This window comes from Wolbachia endosymbiont of Dipetalonema caudispina, assembly GCF_013365495.1.
GTDB lineage: Bacteria > Pseudomonadota > Alphaproteobacteria > Rickettsiales > Anaplasmataceae > Wolbachia.
Genome location: NZ_CP046580.1, coordinates 680795 through 697371, shown reverse-complemented (window position 1 = coordinate 697371; position 16577 = coordinate 680795). Strand labels below are relative to the sequence as shown.

Genomic DNA, 16577 nt, shown 5'->3' with positions numbered 1-16577 from the left:
TACATATACTTAATACTTTGGCAATTTATTACAAAATTTAGTGCAATTAGTAATTTTACAAGTTATTATACCAATAATTGCGTCAGTATTTTGCTCTCTTGTTAGGGAGCATAGATTTTCTTGGTTTATCTCTTTTATTACAACAGCAGCTACTTTTCTTATTTCATCGATACTACTCATGAAAACTTATAATGGTGAAGTTGTAACTTATTATCTTGGAAATTGGATTCCTACATACGGAATAGAGTTAAGGATTGATATATTAAATTCCTTAATTTTAAGTTTAGTAAATTTTGTGGCGTTGATAAGTGTTCTTTATAGTTTTTACATCAATGAAAAAGAGATTAGTAAAAATAAAATAGCTGTTTTTTATTCTTTGTTTTTGTTGTGCTTAAGTGGACTACTTGGAATTTTGGTAACAAATGATGTATTTAACCTTTATGTTTTTTTAGAAATTTCATCTCTTTCTTCTTATGTGCTAGTTTCAGTAGGAAGGGATAAAAAAGCACTAATTGCAGCGTTGGAATACTTAATTAGTGGAACGATAGGTGCAACGTTTTATTTATTTGGTATTGGGCTTTTATATTCTATAACAGCTACGCTTAATATGTCTGATATGGCTGAGAGAATAATGTCACTATATGATAATAATATAGTGAGGCTTGGTACATTATTTATTTTTATTGGTCTCTCGACTAAAATGGCATTATTCCCATTAGGTAAGTGGTTAGTTAATTCATATAGTGAGGCGCCAAGTTTTATTACTATATTTTTCTCAGGTACAGTAACCAAAGTTATGATATATGTTTTTATTAGAATCTTTTATACCATTTTTCATCAGAATTTTTTTTTATTTAAACCTCCATTAAATAACGTAATAGTTATACTTGCACTTTGTTCTATTGTGTTTGGGGCATTGTTTGCGATAACTGCGACAGATATGAAAAAGTTGCTTGCTAACTCTAGTATTAGCCAGATTGGCTATATAGTTTTAATGTTAGGTTTGAACTCAAAAACAGGTTTGTTTGCTGCAGTTTTTCATACTATAAATCATAGTATGGTAAAAATATCTTTATTCATGGTTGCTGGGTGCATTTCTTATAAGTTTAATTCAACAAAGGTAGAGAATTTATCAGGGTTAGAAAAATCAATGCCTTATATAACATTTATGTCTACTTTACTTGGATTAGCATTAATTGGTATGCCTTTAACAAGTGGCTTTGTAAGTAAGTGGTATATGATGAAAGCAATTATTGAGTCTCATGCATGGATTTCTCTTGTAATTTTTGTTGCTAGTTCTTTTCTTGCGTTAATATACATATGGCAAATGGTGGAGAAAATGTATTTTGGAAATACTACAACAGCATCACATGTTAAAATGATAGCTGTTTATGCTAATGAGATACCATTACCTATGCTTTTTTGTCTATTATTTATGACTATTTTAATAGTAGTAATTGGAATATATAGTAATCTTGTTTGTTCAGTAGTTGAGAGATTAGTTTTTTGATTTTTTTTTATTTTATATATTTTAGTGTTTATTGTACTGTAAGACAATAAGATGTAAGGATTATTTTATAAAATATTGAAAGGAATTTATTGGTTATTAGTTATTAATTTAATAGCTCTGTTTTGTATTGGTATTATTATTCAATATTCTTCTGCTTCAGGAAAATGGATGCCATTTGCAGTTCATCAATTAGTTGTTTTTTCTTTCTTTTTTTTGCTAGCTATAGCTATGTCATTTATAGAGCTAGATTTTTATTTAAGGCATGCTTATTTTTTTTATATAATAGTAATGATTGCACTATTGATAGTAAACTGTTTTGGTTTGTCCGTAATGGGTTCAACAAGGTGGATAAAGATAGGCTCAATGAGTTTACAGCCATCAGAATTTGCGAAAGTGGGATTAATACTTGTACTTGCTCGTTATTTTAGTAAACAGAGTGTATATAAGATGATGGAATTGCGTAAATTATTTAATGCGTTTATAATTATTCTCTTGCCTGTGTTCTTAACATTAAAACAGCCTAATTTAGGCACAGCTGTGATAATGTTGTTTATAGGGACATCAATTATATTTACGTCAATAATAAAAAGGTTACATTTAATAATTTTTGGAACATTTGGTGTGTTTTTAATACCAGCCATTTGCTTTTTTTTTCATTCTTATCACAAGCAAAGAATATTATCTTTTTTTGATTCGTCAATAGATCCGCTTGGAGTAGGTTACAATGCACATCAATCTAAAATAGCTATTGGTTCAGGAGGATTGCTTGGTAAAGGTTTTGTTAGAGGAAGTCAAACTCAACTTGGTTTTTTGCCAGAGAAATGTACAGATTTTGTTTTTGCAGTGCTTGGTGAAGAATGGGGTTTTATAGGTGGTATGGCTTTAATTTTTCTTTATACTATATTGCTTGCTATAATATTTTTTGTTGCTTATAGAACAAAAAATTATTCTTCTAAATTAGTATCTATTGGAATTTTTGCTTTTTTTGGTGCTCATTTCTTTATAAATATTGGAATGACAATAGGTTTTTTACCTGTAATAGGTGATCCATTGCCATTTTTATCTTATGGGGGAAGTATAACTGCTGCAAGTTTGATATGTATAGGGTTGCTACTCAGTTGTATAGTTTCTGAAGAAGATTTAAGGTTAAGCTCTCGATTCTATTTATAGAAAAGCTTGTATTTTAGAGTATATAATATTTTTATGAATTTTTATAGATTATTTTTATAAATATACTTTTGTATGATTTATGTAATATACCTGAGTTTATATAATCATAAAAAAAGCTATTGAGATTTTATTAATTTTATCCTTGTGATATAAAAGGATTCAGTTATCTTTAATCTTTGTATAGATTGCAGGATGACTATATTGTATAGTTGTATCTTATATTTAATTTTTTACACAGTATATCTTAATATTTTTGTTGTTTTGCTCACTTTTGAAGTTTTTAACTGAAATGTGCTTATAAATCTTAAGTAGATAAAAGATATTAATTTGTAGAGTTAAGAGAAGGGATATTTACTTATTAAGTTACTCAACTTTTTTTTCTATTAGGTAAATTTTAAAGCGTTTATAGCTAGAATAATTTAATAGAATCTAAGAAAATTATTGTTATATGGTATTAAAATTTACTTTTCTAAATTTGGGGTGAGTTGAATATGTTGGCTTTTTAAGTGATGAGATTGAAAGGTTTAATTTGCTTCACTAAATCTTACGATAGATGGTAAAAAAGTAGTCTCAAGAAATTTTTCTTGGGTGAGTCTTTTATGTTTAAACTATTGTTTTTTTATTCTTAGTTTGTAGTGAACTGAATTTTTATGATTAGTTAATTATTTTGTATGTCTTACTCTGTTTTATTGGAAGGTTCTCAATATATAGTTTTATTACTGTAGCAAAATTAGGTAATAAACATTAAAAAAATTACCTTCGCTAATTTTTTGATATAAAAATAATATATGATTTATTTTACTTTTACTAAATATTTATAGTAAAATAGCAATAATCTTGTGGTTTGTAGATTTTACTTTTCTTTAAAATTTGCTTATTTATTCACAGTTATTAAGTAATTCTAGTGCAATATTATAGTTGTATGTTTATAGAGCTTAGTATAGAATAGTTAATAAGGTTTGTATTATTGAAATCAATATGTAGATTTATTGTTTTATGTGTATAATGAATGAAAAGCTTACAATTAGATAAAATACAAAATCATGTGGAAAATATCTGGAAAAATAGGAATGAACTCATTAATCGTAATGTGAAAGTAACAGCAAAAGTAGTAATCAAAGAGATAATTGAGCTTCTTGATTGTGGTAAAATTAGAGTAGCTGAAAAGTTATCAAATGGACAGTGGATAATACACATATGGATAAAGCAAGCAATATTATTATACTTTCTTGTTGAAGAAAGTAAAGCGATAGGTAATAATAATTGGTGGTTTGATAAAACTAATAGTAAATTTGATGGATGGGATGAAGAAAAATTTCGTCAATTGAAAATTAGAGTAGTTCCTGGATGTTTTGTCCGTAAGTCTGCTTATATAGGTACAAATGTTGTCCTTATGCCGAGCTTTATTAATGTTGGTGCTTATATCGGTTCAGGTACAATGATAGATACGTGGTCAACAGTGGGTAGCTGTGCACAAGTAGGTGAGAATTGCCATATTTCTGGAGGAGTAGGAATTGGTGGGGTTTTAGAGCCTATTCAAGCTTCTCCAGTTATTATAGAAGATAATTGTTTTATAGGAGCACGTAGCGAAGTAACTGAAGGTGTTATAGTAAGAGAAGGGTCAGTTTTGGGTATGGGAGTTTTTATTGGATCATCAACAAAAATTCTTAACAAAGAAACTGGCGAAGTATTTTATGGTGAAGTGCCACCTTATTCTGTAGTAGTACCAGGATCTACTTTATCTAAGAATAATGTTTCAACTTATTGTGTAGTTATAATGAAAAAAGTAGATGCAAAAACAAGATTAAAAACCTCTATAAATGAGATATTAAGATGTTAAGTTATGTGCTTGTAATAGAGGTATGATTAATATGGCAAGTAGTGTTATATGATTGTAAATAATTGATTGTAGTAATTTTCTATAATTAATTGTGATTTATTATATAGAACCTGTTTCTAATAGCTTAAGGATTAAATGTTTTATTTTGTTTTTTGTATAAGAATTTGTAGTTTTAATATTAATTTGCATCTATTTTTATAGGTTTACACTAGTTTTTTTAAAGTTAGGTAAGTAATTTTGCTGACTTGATGTGTGATAGTGCATTGCTAAAAATAGCAGATCTCTAAGATTTAATGTTATTAGATATAAGATAAGTTTGATTAATATATGTCATCTAACTTATTTGTATATTGTAAAATATTTTAAATATGGTATTTTATTTCTATAAAATATTTTTTATTTAAGAATTAGTTAAGCTTATTCTATCCATGTAATAGTTATATGATAATTTATGCTTATTTTTCACAGTAGTTTTCTAGGCCTTTATTAAATATTTTTGATAATTAAAAACCCTTTTATTATTATTCACTAAATATGGAATTGGTTATAATTTTATAATATAATTATATAGTATATAAATTGAATATTGGTAGTGTATGGTATTTTAAAATAGTGAATTAAGATACTTGCTTCTTAAAATTAATTTACTGTCTTCATATAACTCTTAACTAGAGTTTTTTTTTATTTTAAATAGGGTATAAATAATTGTGAACTGCTATTACAATAGCATTTATAATTTTGCTTTAGATTTTTATTTATGATTTGTCATGCATGAGCATTTAAATGATCTTTTTAAGGGAAGATAGTTTTTTTGTTGTATTATTCATTCTTACCAAAACTTCTATATCTTTCTATTCTAATATATACTATGGGAAGTAATTTTTCTTTTTAAGAACTTTTTCATTATTTTAGTTTTAGTAACTCTCTTTATTATAGCTGAGTTGGTAGTATAGTATTAACTGTGTAACGTATAAAAATATGGTGTGTTGATATGGGAAAGTTAATGATAAATACAATATTTCTTTGTTTACTTTTTTATTTTCATAAAGTAGCTTAAATTTTAAAAAAAATTGAACTTAGTATAAATTTTATTAGTAAAGTGTTTGTATTGTGTTATTTTTATACTATATTTATAAAGTAAATAATATAGCAGTGATAAATTGCATTGTTATTTTCAGTGTTTGAGGTTGGGGTATGAAAAAAATACTGAAAGGTATTATTATTTTTTCCTATGTTTTTTATCACTATTGTTAACTACTGTAATGGCATATGTACATAATTCTGGAAAGGGTATTCCATTTTCTTTTGATAATTTATGCAGTTTTTGCAGACTTTCTTTTATTTTAGTAGGAATATTGCCTCCACGTTCCTTTATGAGCCAGGAATCTTGGTGGTGAATCGGATGAGTGTCATTTTTGGGGTTTCCTATGTATATAACAAAAGATGAAATTTCTCCTCTAAAATTACATTGTACGGTAAATTTTTTTATGGAGTTAGCCATCTAAAATCCTTTTTTTGGAGGTGATTTTATGATAGGTGTAGGAGATGGTTTCCTGATATAATCTTTTTGTCTACTGATATTTTTTTTTTTGCTTTCGAGAAATCGAAGAACATCGACTCTGCTTAATTCTGATTCCTTTGCTACTTTCATTCCATGTTTTACCATAATATTAGCATGTGTTAGCACTTTTTTTACTAGTTCTAAATCACTATTCAGCATTTGAATTAGTGCTTGAAATACTTCTACTAAAGTTAGTCCATCAGTATTGATAACTTTATTTTTTGTAAAATTGATAGTTTTGTTGAGTTTGTGTTTAATACTGTTATTTGAACTTGTAGAGTTAATATTATTGGTATTTTGATCATTCATAATTAAAGTGTTATCAATAGGCTCTTAGGTTTATATTATATATATAAATATTCTACTAATTTATATATTATAATATTAGACATTTATTAACAATATGCTTTCTTATTTATATAAATTGATTGATAAAAATCAAGGGTCAATATCTATTAGTGACTTTATGAATGTTGTTTTATATCATAAAAAGTATGGTTATTATATGAATAAATCACCACTTGGTAAAGATGGTGATTTTATTACTGCACCTGAAATCAGTCAATTATTTGGCGAAGTAATTGCAGTTTGGATTATGTATACATGGGAAAAGTTAGGAAAGCCACCAAAATTTTCTTTAGTTGAACTTGGACCAGGTAGAGGAACACTTATTTATGATATATTGAGAGTTACTAAAAAATACAGCGATTTTTTTAGGTCAGTGAATGTTTACTTAATTGAGATTAGTCCTATTTTGCGAAAAATACAAGAGGAAAAATTAAAAGAATTAAGTATTAATTGGCATGTTGATATTAGTAACTTACCAGAGCAACCAACTATTTTTATAGCAAATGAATTTTTTGATGCTCTCCCTATGGATCAGTTTATATATTATAGTGGAAAGTGGTATGAAAAAAGAATAGCAAAGCAGAATAATGAGATGTTTTTTCAAAGCTTGATAACTAAGATTCAGAAAAAGAAATTGTATATTTTAATGTCAGCTGCTCAAGTAATAAATGGAAAATTTTTTGATGGTGCTGTAGTAGAGGTATGTTTAGCTGGGATTGAAGTGTTAAAAAAACTTGAAAAAAAAATAGTTAGTAATAAAGGTGCTGCCATAATTATAGATTATGGCTATGTATATCCTACATATAAAAGTACTTTACAATCTGTAGGACAACATAACTATAGTGGTTTTCTTGAGAATGTTGGTAATAATGATATTACTGCACTCGTAAATTTTCAAGCATTGAAGAGCTCATTAAGGTATGTAAATTGTGAAATTTTAACTCAAAGGGAATTTTTATATCTTTTTGGTATAAAGGAAAGGGTGCAAGCTTTAATAAATAATGTAAATGGTAAACAGAGGAATAAGATTTTTAATGAATTTTTAAGGTTAACTGAAAATATGGGTACTCTCTTTAAAGTAATGTTAATTAATAGTTAATATTGGTGTTACTTAAATGTTAGTAACGTGTTGTAATCTTCTTATACATTCATCTTTGCCAAGAATTATCATTATGTTAATGATTCCAGGTGCATCCATTATTCCGGTTATAGGGGCACGTAATGAGTGGTATATATTACTTGTTTTAATATTGTATAATTTCTCAAATTTTTTAATTTGAGAGGATAAAAATTTATTATTCCAGTTCTCACTACCAATTTTTGAGAGAAATGAAACAAGTAACTTGATTATATTGAGATTAAATTTAACAATTTGCTTAGCATCATTATTTAAATTAAGTGGAGGATCTTGAATGTAAAACTGTGCTAAGTCTAATAATTCAGTTAAATAACTTGCTCTTTTTTTTAATTCTGTTAGTCCTTGTAGTAAATAGTTCTTTTTTTTGTTAGTTAGAGTATTTTCTTTAAAAATTAGATTCATGATATCTTCATTATTCATGTTATTGATGTAGTAATGATTTAAATATTTTAGTTTTTTAAAATCTAGGTGTGCGGGTGAACGACCAATATTTTCTAAATTAAACCACTTTATTGCCTGCTCATCATTAATAATTTCATCATTTTTATGACTCCAGCCAAGTCTTAATAAGTAATTACGCATTGCCTTTGGTAATATTCCCATTTTTTTATAATCATGAATGTTTGTTGCACCATGTCTTTTGGATAGCTTATTTCCATCTTCCAGATGAATGAGTGGTATATGTGCAAAACGTGGAATATTAAAATCAAGAGCTTGGTATATTAGTAATTGTTTAAAAGTGTTAGTGAGGTGATCAGAACCACGTATTATATCAGTTATTCCGGCATCATGGTCATCAACTACTACAGCAAAGATATATGTTGGAGTAGTGTCAGAGCGTAAAATTACTATGTCATCAAATTGGCTACTATTTACTTTAATTTGGCCGTATACTTGATCATTAACAACAATATCTTGTATATTTGGTACTTTAAATCGAATAACTGGCTTCGCATTTGATGATATATTGACACATTTATGCTTATATACTTTGCCTTTTTTTTTAACTTGCTTTTCTGTAATTTTATTTTCAGGACAATAGCAGTGGTATGCTTTGTTTTTTTTAATTAGAAGATTTGCAACTTCAATGTACCTTTTTATTCTTTTTGATTGGTATACTATTTCCTCATCATAATTTATATTAAGCCATTTTAATCCATCTATTATCGCATCAATTGATTTTTGTGTTGAGCGTTTTTTATCAGTATCTTCAATTCTTAGTAAGAATTTGCCGTTGTGGTGCTTTGCATAGAGCCAATTGAATAATGCAGTGCGAGCTCCGCCAATGTGTAAAAAACCTGTTGGTGATGGGGCGAACCTAGTGATTATTCTTGTCATATTTATCTATATATAATGATGTAAATTATGATAGCTAGAATTCACACTTTTAACAATTTAGAATTTATTTTTCTGAAGAGTAAATTGCATTTGTTTTTAAAAATTATGGCTTAGATTTAATCTGATTGAGATAAGGTGTGTTATAGTTTAGTCTAATAATTTATTCTTTATTGTAAAAAAAAGAAATCAAGATAAATTTTTAAAAATTTATAAGAAAGGTATTACTTATATAGCTAGTATGGGCTTGATCAAGATGGAGTCAGTTCTTTCCTATAGATATAGGATAAAAAAGTAATTTGCTGTTTTGTTTCAAAAAAATTGAACGGAAAAAAATTTTTGAAAATTATATTAGAGAATAAAAAGGCAGAAAAAATTAGAAAGAAAAAAAAGATAAAGAGGTATTTTACCGTTCTATAATAAAAATTGTATTAAATGGATGATAGAGAATTTGATATTGTTATCTTCTTATTTTTTGTTCTCTCACAATATTTAGAAAGAATAAAATAAAGTGAGAGTGTAGGTATGAAGAGTCATTTTGTCTATGAGAAAAATTGTGTTTATCTCAGTTTTTTTATTTTTTGTATTGACTTTAGTAACTGATAGGATAGTTCTTGGGTTTATATTTTTATATATCGTTATTTAACTACAATGGATGGTAATTTGCGTTCTGTAAATAAATATAATGGCCATATTTGTTGTTATGTATTCTAAAAGGTTGGTAGATATATGTATGGGGTGAAATTGTTTGTAGGTAATAATATAAAAATTTGCTTTCGCAATTTGAGGGAGAGAATTTAGTAATTATGAGAAAAAAGTACTGTAAAATTTTAATAGCAAATAGGGGGGAGATTGCCTGTAGGATTATTAGAACTGCACGTAAGGTAGGTATATCTTGTGTATGTGTATATTCAGATGCAGATATAAATTCTGTGCATGTAAGACAAGCAGATGAGTCAAAATATATTGGTCCCTCACCTTCTTATTTAAGTTATTTAAATATTGAAAAAATATGTGAAGTAGCGGTTGAAACAGGTGTGCAAGCAGTACATCCTGGTTATGGTTTTTTAGCAGAAAATCCAGATTTTCCACGTGCTCTGCAAAAATATAATATAGATTTTATTGGTCCAAGTGCAGAAACGATGGAAGTGGCAGCTAATAAAGTAACAGCAAAGGAAGCGGCAAAGAAAGCTGGAGTTAATGCAATACCAGGATATATAGGTAAGGTCAGCAATGCTGCTCATGCAGCTAGTGTTGCTGAAAAGATTGGGTTTCCTATTATGTTAAAAGCTGTTTCAGGTGGTGGAGGTAAGGGTATACGAATTGTGAATTCAAAAGAAGAAATTGAACTAGCATTTACATTGGCAACAAATGAAGCAGAAAAAAGTTTTAAGGATGGAAGTATTTTTGTGGAAAAGTATATAGAGTTATCACGACACATTGAAATACAAATTATAGCAGATAAATATGGAGGTGTAGTATGTCTTGGAGAAAGGGAGTGCTCAATACAAAGAAATAATCAAAAAATAATAGAAGAAACTCCAAGTCCATTTATTAGTGAGAGAGTAAGAAAAGAAATGTATACCCAATGTATTTCTTTAGCAAAGCAAGTAGGTTACTTTTCAGCAGGTACTGTTGAGTTTGTTGTGGATAAGGATCAAAAATTTTATTTTCTTGAGATGAATACAAGGTTGCAAGTTGAGCACCCAGTAACAGAGTTTGTAACAGGAGTGGACATAGTAGAAGAAATGATTAGAGTTTCATGTGGGGAAAAATTGAGGTTTAGTCAAGATGATATTAAGCTTAATGGCTCTGCAATAGAGAGCAGAATTTATGCTGAGGACCCATCAAAAAAGTTTTTTCCTTCTAGTGGAAGAATAAAGTATTACAGTAAGCCAGATGAAAATGTTTTTATACAATCTTCTATGACTTCAATATCAAATACCACAATTAAAGAAAGAAATGAGTGGATTCCACCAGCATCATGTGCAGTTGTAACTGATGATGTTAATTTTTCATCAAAACGGTTGCTGTGTAAAGAGTTCAATAGTTGTATTAGAGTAGATGATGGAATTGTTGCAGGTTCAGAAATTAGTATATTTTATGATTCAATGGTTACAAAAATTATAACATATGGACAAGATAGAATAGAAGCAATTAATAAAATGCAAAAAGCATTATCTGAGTGTTATATAGAAGGAGTAATAAATAATGTAGAATTTCTTGAATCTATCTTCCATCATCCAAATTTTATTGCAGCAAAACTTTACACAAGATTCATTTCGGACCATTATCCAAATGGATTTCATGGTGACTTTATTACAGAAGAGTACATTAAGATATTTATTTTTGCTGCACTATATATACATTTAGAGAATGAGGAAAGGTGCTATTGTAAAGTAGGTAATATTAATATTGGGGCAATATCTACTACAGATAGTAGTATAAGAGATTTGTTTATAGTGAGAATAAATGATAACGAGTATTCCATAAACGCGAAGTATCAAAACAATGCGTTGATAACAGTATATAATCATAATATATATTCTATACTTGGTAAGTGGAAATTAAGTTGTAGGTTGCTATGTATTACAATCAATGATGATACAAGTCTAACTCTTAGAATAGGAAGAGAGGGTAGTAAACTTTTTATTAAACATGCTGGAATGCAAGCTGAGTGTTGTGTGTTGAAGCCTCATGTAGCTGAGTTAAATAAGTTTATATTAAACAATGAAACAGAAAGAGTTATGCTAGATGCAGTAAGGTCTCCAATATCTGGTTTGTTAGTTAAATTACATGTAGAGGTTGGAGATCGAGTGAGGGTAGGACAACCTTTATTTGTTGTGGAATCGATGAAAATGGAGAATATTATATGTGCTGAGTCAGAGATGGTAATAAAGAATATTCCCATTCAAGAAGGAAGAAATGTGCGGGTTGGTGATGTGGTTTGCTTTCTTAAATAACATAAAAAATATATACCTGATCCAAATAAGATAAATGAAAATATTTGATGGGCTATAGCGACAGCTATTGGTATATGTAATAGCAGAGTAGCTATCCCTAAAATTATTTGAACGATAACGGAAAGTAGCATAATATATGCAGATTTTATATTGGTATTTTTCATTGTGAGTATTATTGTCAGAACTAATATTATTAATGCTAGTGCTCTATGTATGAATTGTACTGTTGTTTTGTTTTCAAAGATATTAATCCATATAGGTTGTAAAGAAAATAAATCTTCTGGAATAATTCGTTCATTCATTAGTGGAAAGGTATTATAAGTTAAACCAGCATTTAGTCCTGCGACAAAAGCACCGAAGATTATTTGTATAGTCACTAAAGTCAGAGTAAGTGTTATATAGTATATGTTATAATTAGTATAATGTATGGCAAGTGGTATAATTTTTGTGTTTGGCATTGAAGTCTGGTTTTTATTGTGTGTCTGCTTGACATATTTGTTTAAGGTTAAATTTTTCTGATTTTGATATTTAGGAACTGAAATATTGTTTTTGTTAGTGAAGATTGTTTTTATATTGTAATATTTATGTAATGGTGTATATAATACTGGAGTTTGTATCTGGTAATCAAAAAATTGATATAATAATAATGCAAAAATGGCTAATGTTAATAGTAAGTGAAGTGCTAGTCTATAGTGACTAACGTAAGGTTCAGATACTAAGCCGCTTTTAACCATGTACCAACCGGTGAGTGCTTGTAATGTTCCAAGTAATAGTACTATAGATAATCTTATTGCTACTTTTTTAGATATTTTTCTATTCAGTAAGAAGTATATAAATGGTAAAATAAAAGCTAAACCTATTAACCTTGCAGCTAATCTGTGTATATATTCTATTAAGTATAGAATACGAAATTCTTCTGTGCTAATGCTATAATTAAATATTTTATATTCAGGTGTAGCTTCGTACCTTAATTTTTCTTGTAGCCAATCTTGTTCATTTAATGGTGGTAATGTTCCAGTAAATGGTTTCCATTCCGTAATTGATAGTCCTGCTTTTGAAAGTCTGGTGAATCCACCAATCCCTACCATGATAATTATCATAGTAGAACAGAGAAAGAGCCAAATAATTACAGGTTTTGATATTTTTTGTTTCATTGTTCTTGTTAATACTGAAAATGAATAGTAAGTTTTGTAAAGTGAGGAAAACTTAATACTGTGCAGCTGATTATAAACAGGAAGTATTATATAAAAAAAGTATAAAGGCATCTTTATTGATTAATAGAGTTCTTATTAAAAGAGTTAGTATGAATATAATATTATAGAATAGTATGAAATAGTTCATTAAAAAATAAGTTATTTTTAATAAAGGTAATAGTATAGATAGAAAAGTAAAAAATGTAAAGCTGTGATAGCAAAAAGGCTCAATAGCAAAATTTTTTTGATTTGAGTTCAGTCAGTATATTTGAAAAAATGATTTTGTGTTTTTTGAATGGATAATATAGTCTTGTATATAATTCCTAATTTACTATATGTTTACTAATCTAAACAAGTACGATTATTAATAATTTCTTAGTATTTCATTTAAAATTGATAATTATGTTGTATGTCATAGTTATAAAGTCTTAGATTTAGATTATGATTTTGTAGATTACTATAGCATTATAGAAAGTACTTTTTTTAAAATTTTTAATAAGAATGGTTTTCTATTATCTAGAGAGAGGTGTATGATATTCATTTTTTTGATTTTAATATAAGTATTAAAATCAGTTCATATATTTTAGAGTAAAAGGTTTTATAAAACCAACTATAATCATAATAATTAGTAATTTATCTTGTTATATATAACTAATTTATTATTATTTTATTAAATTGTTTTTATTCAGTGAGTTGAGTTCATATTATATATGATATACAATTTTTTTATTAGGTCATAAATATTGTGATTACGACTTAGTTGTTGTTATGGTTGAAGAATGAAGTACTTATTATTTTTTAAAATATTACGAAATATATTTTCCTCTTTCTCAAAAGCTTTAAATCTAATTTTGATTCTGAATAACTAAATTCAATACTCCATTGTTTTATCATTAACTGTTTTTAAGAAAAAAAGAAATAATAAAATACTGCAATAAAATATGTATAGGTAAATTTTTCATTTCGCTTGTTAAAGCATTTTGCAGTTAAAACTCTATATTAGTTAGAATTTTAGTTATAAGTTTAAATAAGTATAAATATTTAGCTATAAGTGAGAATGTTAAAATAAGGTGTAATACGTTTTTTTATTAGTGTTAAATTAAGATTTTAATAAAATTGATATATATTTTGTTGTATGCAGTTATATAGATAAGTGAATTTTGATCTAAAGATTTTTGTCTTAGCTTGCACTATTTTTAATAAGAAAAATATTATTTAATCTTGTTAAGAAACTGTATTAGGTTTACGGTAAAAAGCTTTTTTATTTTTTGTTCACTAAAATAAAGTTAATTCTTTTATATATTAAGTAGGAAATTATTATAAAATCTAATGTAATTTTTTGTTTAAATTGCGTGAAAGTGTGGATATAATTTTACTATTGTTATTGTCTTGATGCATTTGCATTGCTTTTTTTACGGCGTTAGCGGCTATATTTACTGTGTTAGCTTGTAAATTATCAATAGCTTTTTCAACATGATTAGTTACTTTTTTAAAGTGGAAGTAAGCATTTTCATTTAATGTTTGGTCTAGTTGTTGTCTATTGTATTTGATGATTCTATTGGCTTTATTCAGTACTTCATTCATTATTTTATTAATTTCCTCATCTAATTGAGTATATTTTTCAGAAGACTTTTTGTAATGTTCTAATACATCTTTTTTAAATTTTTCAATCTCTTTACTTATAAGCTTGCTATTATTGCGTTTTTTGTTAAGAGTATTTTTTATTGTTTTTTTTAGTGCCCTATATGAAAAGATAAAAGTTGCTAAAAAAGCAAGAGCAACAATTATTGATGGAGACATAAAAACCTCTAAAATTCTTTAGATATTAAGTTAGCAATAAACTCCTCTTCAATTTTAGAACTAGTTAGTTTATTATAGTAAATTGAAGCAATGTTAATAGCCATTTGTTTTAATTCATCAGTGTATTCAGATTTAAATTTGGCTATTTTTTCTTCTATGAGCTTATTCATTTTTTTATCTTTTTCTTTTATCGTATTTTTTACATTTGCTTTCATTTCTTCTACTTGGATAAATGTGTTATCTATGATTTTTTTGGCTTGTATTTTAGCTTTGTTTAAAGCTAAATTGTATTTGATAGTTTGACTTTCTATAAGTTGAAGAAGACGAATAGAATTGTTGAAAGAGTCTAATATTCTTTTATTTCTCATTTTTATTATTTCATCTAATTTTGGCAGAAATGAACTGCTGACTATAAAAAAGAGCAAGAAGAAAAAGATTGAAAACCAGAAAATTTGAGAGAAGAAAGTTGAAGTATCTAGTTGTGGCATATTAAACAGCAAATATTAGTAATAATGCAAGTAAAAATGCAAATAATCCCATTGCTTCAACTAAAGCTGCTCCTGTATAAACATATTTTTTCATCTTATCTTCTGATTCAGGGTTTCTTGCGAGTCCACTTAACATGGTAGCAAATATGTTTGCTACACCAATACCAGCTCCAAGCATGCCAAGTACACTTAATCCAATTGCTATAAACTTTAAAGCTATTAAATCCATATGTTACCTTTACAATTTTCTTTATTATATTGTTCATTATAAAATACCTACAAATGAAGTCAATTATTTTACTGCATCTGACAGGTATACACATGTTAAGGAAGTAAATATGTAAGCTTGTAAAATTGCAACAAACACTTCAAATCCTATTAAGGCAATTATAAATAAAAATGGTATAGGAGTTAGGATGAAATGCATATTCATAATGAATTCTGCTATTACTTTAATAATCGTATGCCCTGCAATCATATTTGCAGCAAGTCTAATTGATAAACTGATGGGTCTTGCGAGGTAGGCAAATAGCTTAATAAAAATCATCATTAAAGCAAGCCATGATGGCGTTCCTTCTGGCAGTAATATACGGAGAAATTTTATTCCTTTTTCTTTAAACCCAATAACAGTTGTATAAGTAAAAGTTACCATAGATAAGGCAAAAGTAACTACCACATGACTTGTGACTGTAAAGCTGTATGGAAGAATACCAACTAAATTACATGATAAAGTAAAAATAAATACTGTGAATATTAGCGAAGTGTACTTTAAGCCTTTGCTTCCAGTATTATTTTCTATTATTGAAATAACAAAATCATATATATATTCAACTGCGACTTGTAAATATTCTGGTGTTGCTGATTTATGTTTTACTCCTGAGAATAAGAAAAGTATAATTGAGACTGTTGAAATCAGCATGAAGAGAGATGAATTAGTAAAGTTTATGTTGTACCCAAATAACATGGGTAACTCTATTATTGTATATATTTTGAATTGTTCTAGTGGATTTAATATCATTTTTATGATAAAAGTTTAAGCTATACTAGCAGATAAAGTATATATTTTATGAGATGAAGTCAAGATTATATATGCTCTGTAAATATATAATCTCTAGTACAGCTTATTTTATTTATTTTAATTTACAATTTTATTAATATTTTTTGTATTTTTGATAAAATATATAGAGGTTATTTAAGTTTATAAGTAAATTAAGTTTTTTTAAGGATAGAT

13 protein-coding genes are annotated in these 16577 nt (G+C 27.2%); 5 read left to right on the top strand and 8 right to left on the bottom strand.

Going from position 1 to position 16577, the window contains the following annotated elements; all coding sequences use genetic code 11:
* Positions 1–40 precede the first annotated feature (40 nt).
* The 3 genes from GOY14_RS02725 to dapD all read left to right on the top strand — a co-directional run bounded on the left by GOY14_RS02725 (position 41) and on the right by dapD (position 4520).
* On the top strand, positions 41–1510 hold the full coding sequence (locus GOY14_RS02725; protein WP_175809749.1) for a proton-conducting transporter transmembrane domain-containing protein: 1470 nt from the start codon (positions 41–43) through the stop codon (positions 1508–1510).
* Between the two features lie 75 nt (positions 1511–1585).
* A complete protein-coding gene (gene rodA / locus GOY14_RS02720; RefSeq protein ID WP_255419681.1) occupies positions 1586–2680 on the top strand; it encodes a rod shape-determining protein RodA in 1095 nt (364 codons plus the stop codon).
* A 1009-nt stretch (positions 2681–3689) separates the two neighbouring features.
* Complete coding sequence (dapD, locus tag GOY14_RS02715) at positions 3690–4520, top strand: 2,3,4,5-tetrahydropyridine-2,6-dicarboxylate N-succinyltransferase (RefSeq protein ID WP_175809748.1); 831 nt, start codon at positions 3690–3692, stop codon at positions 4518–4520.
* Positions 4521–5739: 1219 nt separating this feature from the next.
* Here the strand turns inward: dapD and GOY14_RS02710 are convergent.
* On the bottom strand, positions 5740–6021 hold the full coding sequence (locus GOY14_RS02710) for a DUF2610 domain-containing protein (RefSeq protein WP_175809747.1): 282 nt from the start codon (positions 6019–6021) through the stop codon (positions 5740–5742).
* Positions 6022–6390, bottom strand: a complete 369-nt coding sequence (locus tag GOY14_RS02705) for a hypothetical protein (RefSeq protein WP_175809746.1) — start codon at positions 6388–6390, stop codon at positions 6022–6024. It abuts the gene before it with no gap.
* A gap of 94 nt (positions 6391–6484) precedes the next feature.
* Between GOY14_RS02705 and GOY14_RS02700 the strand changes: the two genes are divergently transcribed.
* Positions 6485–7528 carry a class I SAM-dependent methyltransferase gene (locus GOY14_RS02700; protein ID WP_175809745.1) on the top strand — a complete coding sequence of 348 codons (1044 nt, stop codon included), beginning with the start codon at positions 6485–6487 and terminating at the stop codon, positions 7526–7528.
* Between the two features lie 12 nt (positions 7529–7540).
* Here GOY14_RS02700 and gltX read toward each other — a convergent pair whose 3' ends face one another.
* Positions 7541–8905, bottom strand: a complete 1365-nt coding sequence (gene gltX, locus GOY14_RS02695; protein WP_175809744.1) for a glutamate--tRNA ligase — start codon at positions 8903–8905, stop codon at positions 7541–7543.
* 800 nt (positions 8906–9705) lie between these two features.
* On the opposite strand from gltX, the gene GOY14_RS02690 reads away from it, so the two are divergent.
* Positions 9706–11865, top strand: coding sequence for an ATP-binding protein (locus GOY14_RS02690; RefSeq protein ID WP_255419713.1), 2160 nt, complete (start codon positions 9706–9708; stop codon positions 11863–11865).
* Here the strand turns inward: GOY14_RS02690 and GOY14_RS03370 are convergent.
* The 5 genes from GOY14_RS03370 to GOY14_RS02665 form a co-directional block, all read right to left on the bottom strand.
* Complete coding sequence (locus GOY14_RS03370; protein ID WP_175809742.1) at positions 11814–13019, bottom strand: COX15/CtaA family protein; 1206 nt, start codon at positions 13017–13019, stop codon at positions 11814–11816. The two genes, GOY14_RS02690 and GOY14_RS03370, sit on opposite strands and share 52 nt — an antisense overlap.
* A gap of 1365 nt (positions 13020–14384) precedes the next feature.
* Positions 14385–14858, bottom strand: coding sequence for a hypothetical protein (locus GOY14_RS02680; protein WP_175809741.1), 474 nt, complete (start codon positions 14856–14858; stop codon positions 14385–14387).
* An 8-nt stretch (positions 14859–14866) separates the two neighbouring features.
* Complete coding sequence (locus tag GOY14_RS02675) at positions 14867–15346, bottom strand: F0F1 ATP synthase subunit B family protein (protein ID WP_175809740.1); 480 nt, start codon at positions 15344–15346, stop codon at positions 14867–14869.
* A gap of 1 nt (position 15347) precedes the next feature.
* Entirely contained in the window at positions 15348–15575 is a 228-nt protein-coding gene (locus tag GOY14_RS02670) for a F0F1 ATP synthase subunit C (protein ID WP_175809739.1), read from the bottom strand.
* 63 nt (positions 15576–15638) lie between these two features.
* The gene (locus GOY14_RS02665; RefSeq protein WP_175809738.1) at positions 15639–16364 is read right to left on the bottom strand and encodes a F0F1 ATP synthase subunit A; all 726 of its coding nucleotides are present in this window, start codon (positions 16362–16364) and stop codon (positions 15639–15641) included.
* Positions 16365–16577: the final 213 nt, after the last annotated feature.